We start from the raw sequence: 16005 nt of genomic DNA, 5'->3' as shown, positions 1-16005 counted from the left end.
GACCGGCTTGCTTTCTGCCTGGCCTTGCGCGTGCCGCTCGTGTCGAACCCCGATCGCTCCTCCGACGCGCGCGTGAGCCCCGCCGGCACTCCGCCCACCCTCTGGCACCGCCTGGACCTCGCGCTGGCGCGCATCCGCCCGCACCGCGAGCCGCTGTCGCTGCTGGTGGACGCGCTGGTCATCGCGTTCTGCTGGAACGTCACCTACCTGTTCCGCCTCGGCTTCGAGCGCTGGATCGAGGCCCGGCCGAGTTACGACCCCTGGGTGATGCTGGGCGTCGTCTGCGCCTACCTGGTGGCCTTCGCGGCGCTGCGTGTGCCGCAGGCGATGTGGCGCTTCTCCGGCTTCGGCGAGGTCCAGCGGCTGACGCTGGCCTGCGTGCTGGCCGGCAGCGTCTCGGCGGCCGTCGTCATGGGCCTGGGGCTGGCCAAGGTGCCGCGTGCGGTGCTGGCGCTGCATCCCTTCGTCGCGCTGATGGGCGTGTGCGTCGTGCGCGTGGCCTACCGCATGCTCTACGAACACGCGCGCCAGCGCATCACCGGCAGCGATCGCGAGATCCGCCGCGCCGTCGTGATGGGCGCCGGGGCCGCGGCGCGGCTGCTGCTGGCCGGCATCCGCGAGCAGGGCTGGATCGTGCTGGGCCTGCTCGACGACGATCCGGCCAAACACGGCGCACGCATCGGCGGCGTGCCGGTGCTCGGGCCGCTGGACGCCATCGCCGACAAGGCGGTGCGCGGCGCGGCCACCCACGTCGTCGTCGCGCTGCCGTCGGCCACACGGGCCCAGCGCCGGCGGGCGCTGGACCTGGCCGCCGGCACCGGGCTGCCGGTGGTCACGGTGCCCAGCGTCGACGAGCTGCGCACCGGCCAGAGCCGCATCGAGCGGCTGCGCGAGATCGAGCCCGAGGACCTGCTGGGCCGCGAGCCGGTGCGGCTGGACGACAGCGGCGTGGCCGCGGTGATCGCCGGGCGCACGGTGCTGATCACCGGCGCCGGCGGCAGCATCGGCAGCGAGCTGTGCCGCCAGGTGGCGCGTTTCGCGCCGGCGCGCGTGGTGCTGTACGAGCTCAGCGAGTTCAACCTCTACACCATCGAGCAGGAGCTGTCGCAGGCCTTCCCGAACGTCGTGCTGGTGCGCCTGATCGGCGACGTCAAGGACCTCGCGCACCTGCGGGCGGCCTGCGCCGCCTGGCGGCCCGACGTCGTCTTCCACGCCGCCGCGTTCAAGCACGTGCCGCTGATGGAGGAGGAGCACAACGCGCTGGCCGCGCTGCGCAACAACACGCTGGGCACCTACCACGCGGCGCTGGCCGCGGCCGAGGCCGGCTGCGCGCGTTTCGTGCTGATCAGCACCGACAAGGCCGTCAACCCGACCAACGTGATGGGCGCCACCAAACGCGCCGCCGAGATGGTGGTCAGCATGATGGCGGCGTCGCACCCGGGCACGCGCTTCATGGCCGTGCGTTTCGGCAACGTGCTCGGCTCCAGCGGCAGCGTGATCCCGAAGTTCAAGGAGCAGATCGCGCGCGGCGGCCCGGTGACGGTGACGCACCCGGACATCATCCGCTACTTCATGACCATCCCCGAGGCCGCGCGCCTGGTGCTGCAGGCCGCGGCGGTGGGCGAGAGCGGCCAGGTGCTGGTGCTGGACATGGGCGAGCCGGTGCGCATCGTCGACCTGGCGCGCGACCTGATCCGCCTGGCCGGCCACACGCCGCAGGAGATCCCGATCGTCTTCAGCGGCCTGCGCCCTGGCGAGAAGCTCTACGAGGAACTGCTGGCCGACGCCGACGACACGCTGCCGACGGCGGTGCCGCGGCTGCGCATCGCGCGGCTGGCCGAGGGGCCGGGCGAGATCGGCGCGCTGCTGCGCTGGGCGGCAACCGGGCAGGCACGGGACGTCGAAGTGAGGGAGACTCTGCGCCAGGTGGTGTCCGAGTACCGGCCCGCGGCGTGAAAGAATGGCCGCTGGCCCCAACCAGCGACCGAACATGACGATCCTCGTGACTGGCGGCGCCGGCTTCATCGGCAGCAACTTCGTGCTCGACTGGCTGCGTGGCAGCGACGAGCCCGTCGTCAACCTCGACGCGCTCACCTACGCCGGCAACCTGGAGAACCTGGCCAGCCTGGACGGCGACGCGCGCCACGTCTTCGTGCGCGGCGACATCGGCGACCGGGCGCTGGTCGACACGCTGCTGGCCGAGCATCGCCCGCGTGCCGTCGTGCACTTCGCCGCCGAGAGCCACGTCGACCGCTCGATCCACGGCCCTGGCGAGTTCATCCGCACCAACGTCAACGGCACGTACACGCTGCTGGAGGCCGCACGCGGCTTCTGGAGCACGCTGCCCGAGGCCGTACGGGCGCAGTTCCGCTTCCACCACGTCAGCACCGACGAGGTCTACGGCAGCCTGGCGCCCGACGCGCCGGCCTTCACCGAGACCCACCCGTTCGAGCCCAACAGCCCGTACAGCGCCAGCAAGGCCGCCAGCGACCACCTCGTGCGGGCCTGGCACCACACCTACGGCCTGCCGGTGCTGACGACCAACTGCAGCAACAACTACGGGCCCTTCCACTTCCCCGAGAAGCTGATCCCGCTGCTGATCGTCAACGCGCTCGCCGGCAAGCCGCTGCCGGTCTACGGCGACGGCCGCCAGGTGCGCGACTGGCTCTACGTCGGCGACCACTGCAGCGCCATCCGCACCGTGCTCGAGCGCGGCCGGCCGGGCGAGACCTACAACGTCGGCGGCTGGAACGAGAAGCCCAACATCGAGATCGTGCACACCGTCTGCGCGCTGCTCGACGAACTGCGGCCCGACCCGGCCGGCCCCCACGCGCGCCTGATCACGCACGTGAAGGACCGCCCCGGCCACGACCGCCGCTACGCGATCGACGCGCGCAAGATCGAGCGTGAACTCGGCTGGCGCCCGGCCGAGACCTTCGAGACCGGCATCCGCAAGACGGTGGCCTGGTACCTGGACCATGCGGACTGGGTCGCGCGCGTGCAGAGCGGCGCCTACCGCGACTGGCTGCAGCGCCACTACGGGGAGACGGCATGAAGCTGATGCTGCTGGGCTGCGGCGGCCAACTCGGCTGGGAGCTGCAGCGTGCGCTGGCGCCGCTGGGCACGCTGGTGGCCCTGGACCGCGACACCGGCGCCGACTTCTCGCGCCCCGAGACGCTGCCGGCGCTGCTCGACACGCACCGCCCCGACGTCATCGTCAACGCCGCCGCGCACACCGCCGTCGACCGCGCCGAGAGCGAGCCCGAGCTGGCGCGCACGATCAACGCCGAGGCCCCGGGCCTGCTGGCGCGCGAGGCCGCGGCGCGTGGCGCCTGGCTCGTGCACTACTCGACCGACTACGTCTTCGACGGCAGTGGCACGCATGCCCGCGCCGAGGACGCACCCACCGGCCCGCTGTCGGTCTACGGCCGCACCAAGCTCGAAGGCGAGGAGCAGGTGCGTGCCAGCGGCTGCCGCCACCTGATCCTGCGCACCAGCTGGGTCTACGCGGCACGCGGTGCCAACTTCGCCAAGACGATGCTGAAGCTCGCTGCCGAGCGCGAGAAGCTGCGTGTGGTGGCCGACCAGATCGGCGCCCCGACCGGCGCCGACCTGCTGGCCGACGTCAGCGCGCACGCGCTGCGCCAGGCGATGGCCACGCCGTCGCTGGCCGGCACCTACCACTGCGTGGCCGGCGGCGAAACGAGCTGGCACGGTTATGCCCGTCTCGTCGTCGAGCACGCGCGTGCCGCCGGGCACACGCTGCGCATCACGCCCGACGCGATCGAGCCGGTGCCGACGAGCGACTACCCGACGCCGGCCCGCCGGCCGCTGAACTCGCGGCTGGACACCAGCGCGCTGCGCGAGCGTTTCGGCCTGCACCTGCCGCCCTGGCAGGACGGCGTGCGGCGCATGCTCGACGAGATCCTGACTCCCGCTGGAGACCGATAAATGGCCCGACGCGGCATCATCCTCGCCGGGGGCTCCGGCACCCGGCTGCACCCGGCCACGCTGGCGGTCAGCAAGCAGCTGCTGCCGGTGTACGACAAGCCGATGGTGTACTACCCGCTGACGGCGCTGATGCTGGCCGGCATCCGCGAGATCCTCGTCATCAGCACCCCGCAGGACCTGCCGCGCTTCGAGGCGCTGCTGGGCGACGGCAGCCGCTGGGGCGTGTCGTTCTCGTACTGCGTGCAGCCCAGCCCCGACGGCCTGGCGCAGGCCTTCATCCTCGGGCGCGACTTCATCGGCGGCCGGCCGAGCGCGCTGGTGCTGGGCGACAACATCTTCTACGGCCACGACTTCAACGCGCTGCTCAAGCGTGCCGACGAGCGCGAGCACGGCGCCACCGTCTTCGCCTACCACGTGCAGGACCCGGAGCGTTACGGCGTCGTCGAGTTCGACGACAACCGGCACGCGCTGTCGATCGAGGAGAAGCCCAAGGCGCCGAAGAGCAACTACGCCGTCACCGGGCTGTACTTCTACGACGAGCAGGTCTGCGACATCGCCGCCAGCATCCGCCCCAGCGCGCGCGGCGAGCTGGAGATCACCGACGTCAACGCGCGCTACCTGCAGCAAGGCGAGCTGGAGGTCGAGATCATGGGCCGCGGCTACGCCTGGCTGGACACCGGCACCCACGACAGCCTGCTCGAGGCCGGCCAGTTCATCGCCACGCTGGAGAAGCGCCAGGGGCTGAAGGTGGCCTGCCCCGAGGAGATCGCCTACCGCGCCGGCTGGATCGACGCCGCGCAGCTCGAGCAGCTGGCGCAGCCGATGCTGAAGAACGGCTACGGGCGCTACCTGATGCAGTTGCTGGACCAGAAGGCGTTCTGACGATGAAGCTCGTGAAGACCCCGCTGCCGGGCGTGCTGATCGTCGAGCCCGCCGTGTACGGCGACGAGCGCGGCTGGTTCATGGAGACCTTCAACGAGCCGCGCTGGCGCCGTGCGCTCGACGAGCTGGGCGAGCCCCAGCCGCGGCCCTTCGTGCAGGACAACCATTCGTGCAGCCATGCCGGCGTGCTGCGCGGGCTGCACTACCAGCTGCCGCCGCACGCCCAGGGCAAGCTGGTGCGGGTGGTCAAGGGCCGGGCGTTCGACGTCGCGGTCGACATCCGGCGCGGGTCGGCGCACTTCGGCCAGTGGTTCGGGGTCGAGCTGGACGCCGTGAACCGGCGGCAGATCTGGATCCCCGAGGGCTTCGCGCACGGGTTCCTGGCGCTGGAGGACGACACCCAGGTGCTCTACAAGACGACCGACGTCTATGCCGCGCCCTGCGAAGGCGGCATCCGCTGGGACGACCCCGATCTCGCCATCCGCTGGCCCTCGCTGCCCAACGGCGCACCGCCGCGCCTGAGCGAGCGTGACGCGCGGGCCGCCGCGCTGAAGGACGCCGTCGGCAGTGGTGTCTGAGCCCGGCGCGGACAGGGAAGCGCGCGTCGTCTACGTCAACGGCAAGTTCGTCGCCCAGCGCACGACTGGCGTGCAGCGCGTGGCGACGGCGCTGCTGCAGGCGCTCGACACCCGCGTGCCGGCGGGGCGCTTCGTGCTGCTGTGTCCTCCCGGCGGTGACGCGCCCGTGCTGCACAACATCGCCGTGCGCCGCGTCGGGCCACGCGGGCTGGCGCTGCACCTGTGGGAGCAGGCCGTGCTGCCCTGGGCGGCGCGCGACGGCTGGCTGCTCAGCCTGGCCGGCGCCGCGCCGGCGTTCGCGCGCCGACACCTCGCGATGCTGCACGACGCCGCGGTCTTCGACTGCCCCTGGGCCTACCGCCCCGCGTTCGTGCGCTGGTACCGCTGGCTGTTCCGCCGCCTCGGCCGCCGGGCGGTGGCGCTGCTGACGGTGTCGGAGTTCTCGCGCCAGCGGCTGCAGGCGGTGCTGCAGCCGGCAGCGCCGATCTTCGTCGTGCGCAACGGCGCCGACCATCTGCAGGATGTCGTGCCCGACGCCTCGGTGCTCGCGCGGCTCGGCGTCGCCGGCCGCCCCTTCGTGCTGGCGGTCGGCAGCAGCAATCCGTCGAAGAACCTCCCGGCCCTGGCCCGGGCCCATGCGCTGCTGGGCCCGGACGCGCCGCCGCTGGTCGTGGCCGGCGGCCGGCGCGACCGGGTCTTCGGCGACGTGCACTGGCCCGACACCCCGGGCCTCGTGCTGGCCGGGCCGATGAACGACGCCGAGCTCGTCGCGCTCTACCGCGCAGCCACCCTGATGGCCTTCCCGTCGCTGTACGAAGGTTTCGGCCTGCCGCCGCTGGAGGCGATGCAGCACGGCTGCCCGGTGATCGTGGCGCCGATCCCGGCGCTGCTGGAGACCTGCGGCAGCGCGGCGGCCTGTTTCGACGGCACCGATCCGCAGGCGATCGCCCGCGGCCTGCGCACGCTGCTGGACGATCCCGCGCGCCGCCGGGTGCTGGCGCAGCAGGGCCGCGAGCACGCCGCCACGCGCCGCTGGGATGCCGCCGCGGGCGAGTTGCTGGACGTCCTCCTGGTCACGGGCGCCGTTCCGGAGCTGTCATGAACGGCGGGGCACAATGCCCGGTTTGATCCATCTCTCAGGGAGTTCAATGCGGGGAGGCGTTGTGCAACCGGTGATCATGGCCGGTGGCTCGGGAACACGGCTCTGGCCGCTGTCGCGGGCCGGATTCCCGAAGCAGTTCCTGGTGCTCGGCGGCCACGACAGCCTGTTGCAGCAGACCGCCCGGAGGCTGGCGGCGCTGGCCGGGCCAGGCCTCGGGGTCGCGCCGGCGCTGGTCGTCGGCAACGAGGAGCACCGTTTCCTGATCCTGGACCAGCTGCGCGAAGCCGGCCTCGAGCCCGGGACCGTGCTGCTGGAGCCCGCCGGGCGCAACACCGCGCCGGCCGTCACGCTGGCGGCGCTGCGGGCGCTGGAGCAGGGCGGCGACCCGGTGCTCGTGGTCACGCCCGCCGATGCGTCGATCGCCGACGAGACGGCCTATCGCGCGGCGCTGCAGCAGGCCGTGCGGCGAGCCGGCGACGGCGAGATCGTGATCCTCGGCATCCGCCCCGACCGGCCCGAGACCGGGTACGGCTACATCCGCGCCGACGGCCCGCGCGTGACACGCTTCGTCGAGAAGCCCGACGCGGCCACGGCGCAGCGCTATCTGCTCGAAGGCGGCTACTTCTGGAACGCCGGCATCTTCGTGTTGCGGGCGTCGGTGTGGCTGCAGGCGCTGCAGCGTTTTCGCGGCGACATCGCCCAGGCCGTGCACGTCGCCTGGGGCGCGCGCCGTGCCGACGCGCTGTTCGTGCGGCCGGGCCGCGACGAGTTCAGCGCCGTACCCGCCGAATCGGTCGACTACGCCGTGCTCGAGCGCTGCCCCGGCGTGCTGCCGATCGGCATGGAGATCCTGGACGCCGGCTGGAACGACCTGGGGGCCTGGGATGCCGTGTGGCAGACGCTGCCGCGCGACGCGGCCGGCAACGCCACCGTCGGCGACGCCGTCGTCGAGGACTGCCGCAACACGCTGGTGCACGCCAGCGACCGCCTGGTGGCGGCCGTCGGGCTCGAGAACGTCGTGGTCGTCGAGACGCCCGATGCCGTGCTGGTGTCGGACCTGGGGCGCAGCCAGGACGTCAAGCGGATCGTCACCCGGCTCGGCCGCGAGCAGCGCGGCGAGCACACGCTGCACCGCAAGGTCCACCGCCCCTGGGGCTGGTACGACAGCGTCGACTTCGGCGAGCGTTTCCAGGTCAAGCGCATCATGGTCAAGCCGGGCGCGAGCCTGAGCCTGCAGATGCACCACCACCGCGCCGAGCACTGGATCGTCGTCAGCGGCACGGCCGAGGTCACGATCGGCGGCCGGGTGAGCCTGCTCGCCGAGAACCAGGGCACCCACATCCCCGTCGGCGAGCTCCATCGCCTGTCCAATCCGGGCAAGGTGCCGCTGGAGATCATCGAGGTGCAGTCCGGCAGCTATCTCGGCGAGGACGACATCGTCAGGGTCGAAGACAGCTACGGCCGCGTCTGAGGCAGGCTCGATGCGGGTGCTGCAGCTCAGCAAGTTCTATCCGCCGGTGGCCGGCGGCATCGAGTCCGTCGCGTGGGAGCTCACCGAGGGCCTGCGCCGCCACGGCGTGGCGGTCGACGTGCTGTGCTCGCACTCGCGCTACCCGGGGGTCGCGGAACATTTGCCCGGCGGCGGCGAGATCCGCAGGGCCGGCAAGCTGGGCACCGTGATGTCGACCTCGATCGCGCCGTCGATGCCCTGGCACCTGGCCCGCATGGCCCGGCACAGCGACATCGTGCACCTGCACATGCCCGACCCGATGGCCGCGGCGGCGTTCTGGCTGGCGCGGCCGGCGTGCCGCCTGGTCGTGCACTGGCACAGCGACGTGATCCGCCAGCGCCGTGCCCTCTGGGCCTACGAGCCGCTGCAGGACTGGCTGCTCGGCCGCGCCGACGCCGTGGTGGCGACGAGCCCCCCCTACGCGCAGGCCTCGCGCCCGCTGGCCCGCTGGCGCGACAAGGTCGAGGTCGTGCCGATCGGCATCAGCGACAATCGCGGCGAGGCCTGCAGCCTGCAGGCTGCGGCGCTGCGCCGCCGCTTCCGCGACCGACGGCTGGTCTTCGCCCTCGGCCGGATGACCTACTACAAGGGGTTCGACGTGCTGATCGAAGCGGCCGCCGCGCTCCCCGACGATTGCGCAGTCCTGATCGGGGGCGACGGTGAACTGTTGGAACGCTTCAGGTCGATGGTCAACCACCTCGGCCTGGCGGGAAAGGTGCACCTGCTGGGGCACATCCCCGACCACGAGCTGGCCAGCCACTTCGAGGCCTGCGACGTCTTCTGCATGTCCTCCACCGTGCGCGCGGAGGCCTACGGCGTCGCGATGCTCGAGGCGATGGTCATGGGCAAGCCCATCGTCGCCACCGATCTCCCGGGCTCCGGCGTTCCGTGGGTCAACCGCGACGGCGAGACCGGCTACAACGTCCCGGCCGGAGACCGTGCGGCGCTCGCCGGGGCGCTGGCCCGCCTCCTGACGGACGACGCGCTGCGCGCACGCTGCGGCGCCGCGGCACGGCGCCGCTACGAGCAAGAGTTCGGCGGCGCGCTGATGAGCACGCGCATGTTGCATCTGTACCAGCGGCTCGCGCCGCCATTGAACGCATGACGATTTCCTCCCGCCTGCAGCGCCTTCGGCGCCGTTTCGATGCCCTCTTCATCGTCACGGTGCTGATCCCCACCGCCTTGGCGGTCGTCTATTACGGCGTCGTCGCCTCCGACGTCTACGTCTCCGAGTCGCGCTTCGTCGTGCGCAGCCCGCAGCGGTCCAACCAGACCGGGCTCGGCGCCTTGCTGCAGGGCACCGGCTTCTCGCGCAGCCAGGACGACACCTACTCCGTGCACGACTTCATCCAGAGCCGCGACGCGCTGCGCGAGCTCGACGAGCGGCTGCAGCTGCGCCAGGCGTTCTCGGCGCCGGCCATCGACCGCGTCAACCGCTTCCCCACCGAACCCTGGGACGACAGCTTCGAGGCGCTGCACCGCCACTACCTGAAGCACGTCGCGATCGAGTACGACACGGTGTCGTCGATCAGCGTGCTGAAGGTCCGTGCCTACACCGCTGCCGACGCCAAGCGCATCAACGAGCAATTGCTCGAGATGGGCGAGCGCCTGGTCAACACGATGAACATCCGCAGCCGGCAGGACCTGATCCAGGTGGCCGAGAGCGAGGTGCGGCTGGCCGAGGAGCGTTCCAAGGAGGCGGCGGCGGCGCTGTCGTCGTTCCGCAGCGACCGCGGCGTCTTCGACCCGGACCGCCAGAGCGCGCTGCAGCTGCAGGGCGTGGCCAAGGTCCGCGAGGAACTTCTGGCGGCCGAGACCCAGCTCGACCAGGTGCGGCGCGTGTCGCCGCGCAACCCGCAGGTCTCGGTGCTGCAGGCGCGGGTGGACTCGCTGCGCAAGGCCGTCGCCGAGGAGAACTCGCGCGTGCTGGGCCGCAGCGGCGGCCTGAGCGCCAAGTCGCCGCAGTACGACCGCCTGCTGCTGGAGAAGACCTTTGCCGACCGCCAGCTCGCCGCGTCGCTCACCGCGCTGGACACGGCGCGCAACGAGGCGGCGCGCAAGCAGCTCTACCTTGAGCGGCTGGTGCAGCCGAACGAGCCGGACCGGGCGGTGGAGCCGCGGCGGATGCGCAGTGTGCTGACGGTGTTCTTCGTCGGCCTTCTGCTGTGGGGCATCGTGAGCATGGTGGTGGCGAGCATCCGTGAACACCAGAACTGAGGAACTCGCCGGCGTGGCCGAGCCGCCGCCGGTGCGCACGACGCTTCTGCAGTCCCTGCAGATCCAGAGAAGGGTGATCTGGGCGCTACTGATGCGCGAGGTGATCACGCGCTATGGGCGCGAGAACATCGGCGTGCTGTGGCTGGTCGGAGAGCCCATGCTGTTCACGCTGGGCGTGGCGACGCTGTGGTCGGCCGCGGGCATGAACCATGGTTCCAGCATGCCCATCGTCGCCTTCGCCATCACCGGGTACTCGTCGGTACTGATGTGGCGCAACACCGTGACCCGCTGCGCCAGCGGTATCGCCCAGAACCTGACGCTGCTCTACCACCGCAATGTCTGCATCATCGACGTGATGATCACCCGCATCATCCTAGAGATGGGTGGGGCGACGGCCTCGTTCATCGTGCTGGCCTGTATCTTCACCTGGGGCGAATGGATTCAGTTGCCGCACGACCCGCTGACGGTTCTTGGCGGCTGGGTCATGCTGGCCTGGTTCGGCGCAGGTCTGTCGATGCTGATCGGTGCTGCGACGGCCTACAGCGAGATCGTCGACCGGCTATGGCACCCGGTGTCCTACCTGCTGTTCCCCCTCTCCGGCGCCGCCTTCATGGTCGACTGGCTGCCCAGCAACATGGCCGAAGTGGTGCTGCTGCTGCCCATGGTCCACGGCGTCGAGATCATTCGCGAGGGCTATTTCGGCCAGGTGGTCCGCACCCACTACGACGTGGCCTACATGGCCGGCTGCAACCTGGTGCTGACCGCCGTCAGCCTGGCGCTGCTGCGGGACGCCGCACAGCGCGTGGGACAGCGATGATCCGGCTCGAGAATGTGTGCAAGTACTACGGCACCCGCGGCGGCCGGAGGCTGGTGCTGGACCACGTGAGCTTCGAACTGGCCCGTGGACGGCATATCGGCATCCTGGGGCGCAACGGTGCCGGCAAGAGCACGCTGGTGCGCCTGCTCAGCGGCGCCGAGAACCCGACCTCGGGGCGCATCGACCGCCGCATGAGCGTGAGCTGGCCGCTGGCCTTCACGGGCGCCTTCCAGGCGCACCTGACGGGGCTGGACAACCTCAAGTTCGTCTGCCGGGTCTATGGCGTTGACTGGCGGCCCCTGGTGCCATTCGTCGAGGAGTTCACCGAACTCGGCATCTATCTGAACGAGCCGGTGCTGCACTATTCGGCCGGCATGTCGATGCGCCTCGCGTTCGCGCTGTCCATGGCCATCGAGTTCGACTGCTTCCTGATCGACGAGGGCATGGCCGTGGGCGATTCGCGCTTCGGCGACCGCTGCCACCACGAACTCTTCGTCAAGCGCCGCGACCGCGCCTTCATCCTGGTGTCCCACGATCCGAACATCATCCGCTCCTACTGCGAACGCGCGGCCGTGCTGCACCTGGGCCGACTCTACGAGTTCGACCATGTCGATCAGGCCTACGAGTTCTACGAACAGGCCGTGGTGCCGCCTCCCGGCCCCCGATTCGATTGAGGCGGTGCGGACAATGATGAAGGTGCTGCTCGAGATGCGGCCGGCGCTGGACGGGCACAGCGGGATCCCGCAGGAGACGCGGCTGCTCTATCGCGGCCTGGCTGGCCTGCCGGGGGTGGAGGTGGTGGGCCTGCTGCAGAGCGGCAACCTGGTGATCGAGTCTGGCCTGCCGACGCGCCGCGGCGCCCCGGACCCCGCGCGCGATGCCAGTCGCGACATCGACAGGCTGTCCGCCGTGGTCGTCTCGCTGCAGCAGGGGCCGGCATCGCACCGCTTTGAGCACCTGAGGCGGCGCTTGCTGCAGCTCGGGGGGCCGATGGCGGCGATCGCGGCTTCGCTCGTCGGGCGGCACGAACCGCTGACGGCCTTCGACCCGACCCACTTCAAGGACTTCGTCTGGCGGGGCCTGTTCGCCAAGTCGCTGCCCGCCGAGGACTTCGAGGCCGTGACCGCGGGCCAGTTCAGGATCATGCGCTGGCCCTGGTCCGCGCTGAATGCGCTGGGCGTGGCGTCGAGCTGGTTCGGCCGTGCGATGTACCCGCGCCTGGACACGGCGGGCATGGACGTGATGATCGCCGAGACCCCTTATCCCGGCCGCGTGCGCCGGGGCACGCGGCTCGTGGTCCGTTACCACGATGCGATCCCGCTGACGATGCCGCACACCGTCAAAGACCGCGGGTACCACCGCAGCATGCACTTGCAGGCGCTGCGCCGCAACGCTGCCGACGGGGCCTGGTTCGCCTGCGTTTCCGACGCCACTCGCAGCGACTTGCTGTCGGTGCTGCCCGAGGTGGAGAAACGGTCGGTCACGATCCCGAACATGGTTTCGCACCACTTCGTGCCCGAGACTGAATCGGCCGCCCGCGTGCCCGAGGTCATTTGGTCCCGCAAGAACCGCCGCGCACCGCATGGCGGAGGGGCGCCGGTGGCACCGCAGGACATCGTCAATGGCCGGCTGCACTACCTGCTGATGGTGTCGACCATCGAGCCGCGCAAGAACCACCTGGCGCTGCTGGATGCCTGGGAACACCTGCGCACGCAGGACCATCCGCACCTCAACCTCGTGCTCGTCGGCGGAATCGGATGGGACAACGATGCCATCCTGCGCCGCTTCTCGCCCTGGCTCGAGCGAGGAGGGCTGCATCTGCTCGAGGGCGTGCCGGCCGACGACCTGCGGCTGCTGTACCGCCACGCGAGCGTCACGGTGGCGCCGAGCTTCGGCGAGGGCTTCGACTTCGCAGGCGTCGAGGCGATGCGCAGCCGCGGGGTGGTCGCTGCGTCCGACATCCGCGTGCACCGCGACGTCTATGCCGATGCCGCCGCCTACTTCAGCCCCTATGCGCCCCAGGAGCTGGCCCAATTGCTGCGTGAACTGATGGCGGATGAGGGCCGTCCGCGCATCGAAGCCCTGCGGCGCTCTGGTGACGAGGTTGCTGCACGCTACCTGCCCGAGCGGGTGATGCCCCAGTGGGGCGAGTTCCTGAGGCGGGTGGTCTCGTGACCGCGCTGCGCAAGATCTGGCGCCGGGTGGGACGGTGCCCGACGCCCGGGCACGATTCACCCGCCTGGTTCGAGCTGGCGGACATCGACGAGGTCAAGCGCGCCTACGAGAACCCCGAAGGCGTGCTGGGCGCCGCCTGGGTGCCGTATGCGCATGCCCACATGCGCCTGCCCTCGTGGTTCGTCCCGGGCCTGGATCCCTGGTCCGAGGCCTACGCCGCACAGCAGCATCGCCTGTGGGCCGAGATCGCCGGGGTGGCCGACCGGGCCTACGACGCCAGCGTCGACGAGGCGGACCTCGGGTGGGACGGCGCGGACCCGATCCGCCACCCCGGGTTCTACATGCGGCGGGACGCCGCCGCGGTCTCGAGCGCGGGCGACCATGTCCTCGCCACCGGCATGCTGCTGAAGCACTCGGGCCTGCGGCCGGGCGACTGGGCGCTGGAGTACGGCGCAGGCTTCGCGCAGTCGGCCCTGGCGCTGGCCCGCCTGGGCGTGCACGTCGACACCGTGGACGTCTCAGCCCGGCTGTGCGAGTTCGTCAACCGCCAGGCCGAGCATTTCCAGGTGCCGCTGCAGGGCTTCCACGGCCAATTCGGCCATGCGCCGCGCGAAGGGCAGCGCTACAAGCTGATTTGGTTCTACGAGAGCTTTCACCACTGCGTCGATTTCCGGCGCGTCGTGCCCCGTCTGAACGAACTGCTGGAGCCGGGCGGACGCATCATTCTCGGAGGCGAACCCATCGTGGAACGCGAATACGCCGCGGTGCCCTACCCCTGGGGCGTGCGCCTGCACAGCGAGGTGGCCGTGGTGATGCGGCAGACCCGCTGGTTCGAGCTCGGCTTCTCCGAGGCTTTCCTGTACGAGCTCTTCCGCCGTGCCGGTTTCGCCGGGTGGCGGATCGAGTGCGAGCCCTCGCTCTTCGGGCGGCTGTATGTCTTCGAGCGGGCCTGACGCGGCCGACCTGATGCACGTCGAGCCGGGGCCCGGCCTGGTCGACCTGGAGATCGACCGCATGAAGGGGCGCGTGATCGCCCGCGGGATCGGGCCATCCGTCGGGCCGGCCCTGCAGCTGCGGCTGGCGTACGGCGAGCATGAGACCCTGGCGACGGTGCCGACCTCCTCGGCCGGACCGATCCCGTGGGGGATGGTCCTGGAGCTCGGTCCGCCCGCGTCGGGCGAAACCGCGCTGCGCCTGCAATGGGATGGCGGCCCTGGACGCGCCGGCCAATGTGCGATTCCCCTGGCCGGCCTGCGCGACGCCACGCCGATGCAGACCAACATCAGCGCTGCGATCGTATGCCGCGTCAGTGGCCGCTACGAGGTGCACGGCTGGGGGTTTCCGGCGCCGGGCGCGCTGGCCCTGCTGATCAATCACCGGCTGGTGGCGCACACCGCGCGCCGCTACCGGCGCGGCGACGTGGCCGAGCGCTTTCCCTGGACCGCCGACCTTGATCTGGGCTGGACGCTGAGCGGGCAGTGCGACCAACTGCTCAGCGGCGCGGTCTCGTTCAGCGTCTGCAGCAGCCAGGGCGTGACCGGCATCGATCTGGCGCCGGGCCATGAACGCTTCCGCGTGCACAACGACCGCGGGCGCTGGAACAGGGTCCGCATTCCCATCGAACATGGCCTGTGGCGACTGGTGCCTGTGGCGCTGCGCAGATCACCGCTAGCCTGGCACCGTGCGCTGCTGGCGTCGCAGGCCTTCTGGCGGCGCTGGCACGCCCACCCCGACGGCCTGGCCGCATTGCTGCGCCGGGCGGTGGTGAACAGCCTGATCGACCGCAACGGCCTCGGCGAGCCGATGTGGCTGCGCCTGTCCTCCGGCGATCTGGTGCTGTCGGCCCCGGGCACCGATGCCGTGATCTCGCGCCGCTTCCTGCTCGACGGCCACTACGAGGGCGGATTCCTTCAATGGGTGGCCGGCCTGCTGGGCCCTGGCGAGACCGTCATCGACGGCGGTGCCGCCTTCGGCAGCTTCAGCCTCGCGGCGGCGCGCGCCGTCGGCCCGCAGGGCCGGGTGCTGGCCATCGAGGCCAACCCGGCGACGCGGGAACACCTGACTCGCACACTGGCACGGAACCCGCACGGGCGCCGCGTGACGGTCGCGCCCGTGGCCATCGGCTGCCACGCCGAGCGCCGCGCCTTCGCCGACGTGTCGCTCAGCAACGCAGGCGGCAGCCGCCTGCTTGAGGCAGGGGAGGCCGCCGCCGACGTGGCGACCGACCTCGACCGCCTGACCGTCGTCTCGCTCGCGCGAGACACCCGGGGCCAGCCGGTGCCCCCGGGCGAGCGGCGGACCCGGGTTCGCATCTCGGAGGTCGAGGTCACGACGCTCGATGCGCTGTGCCGGCAGCACGCGCTGCGGGACGTGGCCCTGCTCAAGCTCGACATCGAGGGCCACGAGCTCAACGCCGTCCGCGGTGCCCAGGGGCTGCTGGACGGGGCCTTCGGCGTGCCGCCCGTCGTCGCGCTCGAGTTCTCGCGGCTGGTGCACACGGCCGGCGGCACGCCGGACGACCTGTTCGCGCAGTTTGCCCGCCGGGGCTGGACCGCCTGGCGCCTGTCGGGCAGCAAGTCCACGGGCGGTCGCCTGGTGCGCGTGCCGGACGCCGCCTCGGCGCCGGAGCACGACAACCTGGTCTTCGTGCCGCCCGGGCGCGACTCGCGCGTGGGGGCAGACCGTCTCTAGGGCTTCCCGCGATGCTTTCACGCCAAGACGCGCCGGGAGTGCCTTCGCACAGACCTCCTCCGAACATTCAGCCGCCAGCCCG

Annotated in this window: 14 protein-coding genes; all 14 read left to right on the top strand. The window is 71.3% G+C overall.

Going from position 1 to position 16005, the window contains the following annotated elements:
* Positions 1–72: 72 nt before the first annotated feature.
* The 14 genes from RBXJA2T_RS06565 (at position 73) to RBXJA2T_RS20100 (ending at position 15923) form a co-directional block, all read left to right on the top strand.
* Entirely contained in the window at positions 73–1956 is a 1884-nt protein-coding gene (locus RBXJA2T_RS06565) for a polysaccharide biosynthesis protein (protein ID WP_037290094.1), read from the top strand.
* 34 nt (positions 1957–1990) lie between these two features.
* Positions 1991–3055: a dTDP-glucose 4,6-dehydratase gene (gene rfbB / locus RBXJA2T_RS06560; protein WP_009856554.1), complete on the top strand. Its 1065-nt coding sequence runs from the start codon at positions 1991–1993 to the stop codon at positions 3053–3055.
* Positions 3052–3951: a dTDP-4-dehydrorhamnose reductase gene (rfbD, locus tag RBXJA2T_RS06555; protein ID WP_009856553.1), complete on the top strand. Its 900-nt coding sequence runs from the start codon at positions 3052–3054 to the stop codon at positions 3949–3951. The genes rfbB and rfbD overlap by 4 nt, the downstream gene beginning before the upstream one ends.
* Positions 3952–4833, top strand: coding sequence for a glucose-1-phosphate thymidylyltransferase RfbA (gene rfbA / locus RBXJA2T_RS06550; RefSeq protein ID WP_009856552.1), 882 nt, complete (start codon positions 3952–3954; stop codon positions 4831–4833).
* A 2-nt stretch (positions 4834–4835) separates the two neighbouring features.
* Positions 4836–5411 carry a dTDP-4-dehydrorhamnose 3,5-epimerase gene (gene rfbC, locus RBXJA2T_RS06545; RefSeq protein ID WP_009856551.1) on the top strand — a complete coding sequence of 192 codons (576 nt, stop codon included), beginning with the start codon at positions 4836–4838 and terminating at the stop codon, positions 5409–5411.
* Complete coding sequence (locus RBXJA2T_RS06540; RefSeq protein ID WP_138938800.1) at positions 5404–6513, top strand: glycosyltransferase family 4 protein; 1110 nt, start codon at positions 5404–5406, stop codon at positions 6511–6513. Before rfbC ends, RBXJA2T_RS06540 begins: the two co-directional genes overlap by 8 nt.
* 76 nt (positions 6514–6589) lie before the next feature.
* The gene (locus RBXJA2T_RS06535; RefSeq protein WP_009856549.1) at positions 6590–7984 is read left to right on the top strand and encodes a mannose-1-phosphate guanylyltransferase/mannose-6-phosphate isomerase; all 1395 of its coding nucleotides are present in this window, start codon (positions 6590–6592) and stop codon (positions 7982–7984) included.
* A gap of 10 nt (positions 7985–7994) precedes the next feature.
* Positions 7995–9128 carry a glycosyltransferase gene (locus RBXJA2T_RS06530; RefSeq protein WP_009856548.1) on the top strand — a complete coding sequence of 378 codons (1134 nt, stop codon included), beginning with the start codon at positions 7995–7997 and terminating at the stop codon, positions 9126–9128.
* On the top strand, positions 9125–10240 hold the full coding sequence (locus RBXJA2T_RS06525) for a KpsE/RkpR family capsule polysaccharide export protein (RefSeq protein ID WP_009856547.1): 1116 nt from the start codon (positions 9125–9127) through the stop codon (positions 10238–10240). Before RBXJA2T_RS06530 ends, RBXJA2T_RS06525 begins: the two co-directional genes overlap by 4 nt.
* Positions 10224–11057, top strand: a complete 834-nt coding sequence (locus RBXJA2T_RS06520) for an ABC transporter permease (RefSeq protein ID WP_375136162.1) — start codon at positions 10224–10226, stop codon at positions 11055–11057. The genes RBXJA2T_RS06525 and RBXJA2T_RS06520 overlap by 17 nt, the downstream gene beginning before the upstream one ends.
* Positions 11054–11731 carry an ABC transporter ATP-binding protein gene (locus tag RBXJA2T_RS06515; RefSeq protein WP_029718521.1) on the top strand — a complete coding sequence of 226 codons (678 nt, stop codon included), beginning with the start codon at positions 11054–11056 and terminating at the stop codon, positions 11729–11731. Before RBXJA2T_RS06520 ends, RBXJA2T_RS06515 begins: the two co-directional genes overlap by 4 nt.
* Positions 11732–11747: 16 nt before the next feature.
* The gene (locus RBXJA2T_RS06510) at positions 11748–13232 is read left to right on the top strand and encodes a glycosyltransferase family 4 protein (protein ID WP_037290058.1); all 1485 of its coding nucleotides are present in this window, start codon (positions 11748–11750) and stop codon (positions 13230–13232) included.
* Positions 13229–14185, top strand: coding sequence for a class I SAM-dependent methyltransferase (locus tag RBXJA2T_RS06505; protein WP_009856543.1), 957 nt, complete (start codon positions 13229–13231; stop codon positions 14183–14185). The genes RBXJA2T_RS06510 and RBXJA2T_RS06505 overlap by 4 nt, the downstream gene beginning before the upstream one ends.
* Before the next feature lie 13 nt (positions 14186–14198).
* Positions 14199–15923, top strand: a complete 1725-nt coding sequence (locus tag RBXJA2T_RS20100; protein WP_009856542.1) for an FkbM family methyltransferase — start codon at positions 14199–14201, stop codon at positions 15921–15923.
* Positions 15924–16005 lie beyond the last annotated feature (82 nt).

Source organism: Rubrivivax benzoatilyticus JA2 = ATCC BAA-35 (assembly GCF_000190375.1).
GTDB classification, from domain to species: Bacteria; Pseudomonadota; Gammaproteobacteria; order Burkholderiales; family Burkholderiaceae_C; genus Rubrivivax; species Rubrivivax benzoatilyticus.
Note: the sequence above shows the minus strand (reverse complement) of the source record. Positions and strands in the feature narration are given on the sequence as shown.

Bases quoted from the DNA above. Each gene is read 5' to 3' on its own strand.
- rfbB (WP_009856554.1), top strand. From the start codon at position 1,991: ATGACGATCCTCGTGACTGGCGGCGCCGGCTTCATCGGCAGCAACTTC.
- rfbD (WP_009856553.1), top strand. From the start codon at position 3,052: ATGAAGCTGATGCTGCTGGGCTGCGGCGGCCAACTCGGCTGGGAGCTG.
- rfbA (WP_009856552.1), top strand. From the start codon at position 3,952: ATGGCCCGACGCGGCATCATCCTCGCCGGGGGCTCCGGCACCCGGCTG.
- rfbC (WP_009856551.1), top strand. From the start codon at position 4,836: ATGAAGCTCGTGAAGACCCCGCTGCCGGGCGTGCTGATCGTCGAGCCC.
- RBXJA2T_RS06535 (WP_009856549.1), top strand. From the start codon at position 6,590: ATGGCCGGTGGCTCGGGAACACGGCTCTGGCCGCTGTCGCGGGCCGGA.
- RBXJA2T_RS06530 (WP_009856548.1), top strand. From the start codon at position 7,995: ATGCGGGTGCTGCAGCTCAGCAAGTTCTATCCGCCGGTGGCCGGCGGC.
- RBXJA2T_RS06525 (WP_009856547.1), top strand. From the start codon at position 9,125: ATGACGATTTCCTCCCGCCTGCAGCGCCTTCGGCGCCGTTTCGATGCC.
- RBXJA2T_RS06515 (WP_029718521.1), top strand. From the start codon at position 11,054: ATGATCCGGCTCGAGAATGTGTGCAAGTACTACGGCACCCGCGGCGGC.
- RBXJA2T_RS06510 (WP_037290058.1), top strand. From the start codon at position 11,748: ATGAAGGTGCTGCTCGAGATGCGGCCGGCGCTGGACGGGCACAGCGGG.
- RBXJA2T_RS20100 (WP_009856542.1), top strand. From the start codon at position 14,199: ATGCACGTCGAGCCGGGGCCCGGCCTGGTCGACCTGGAGATCGACCGC.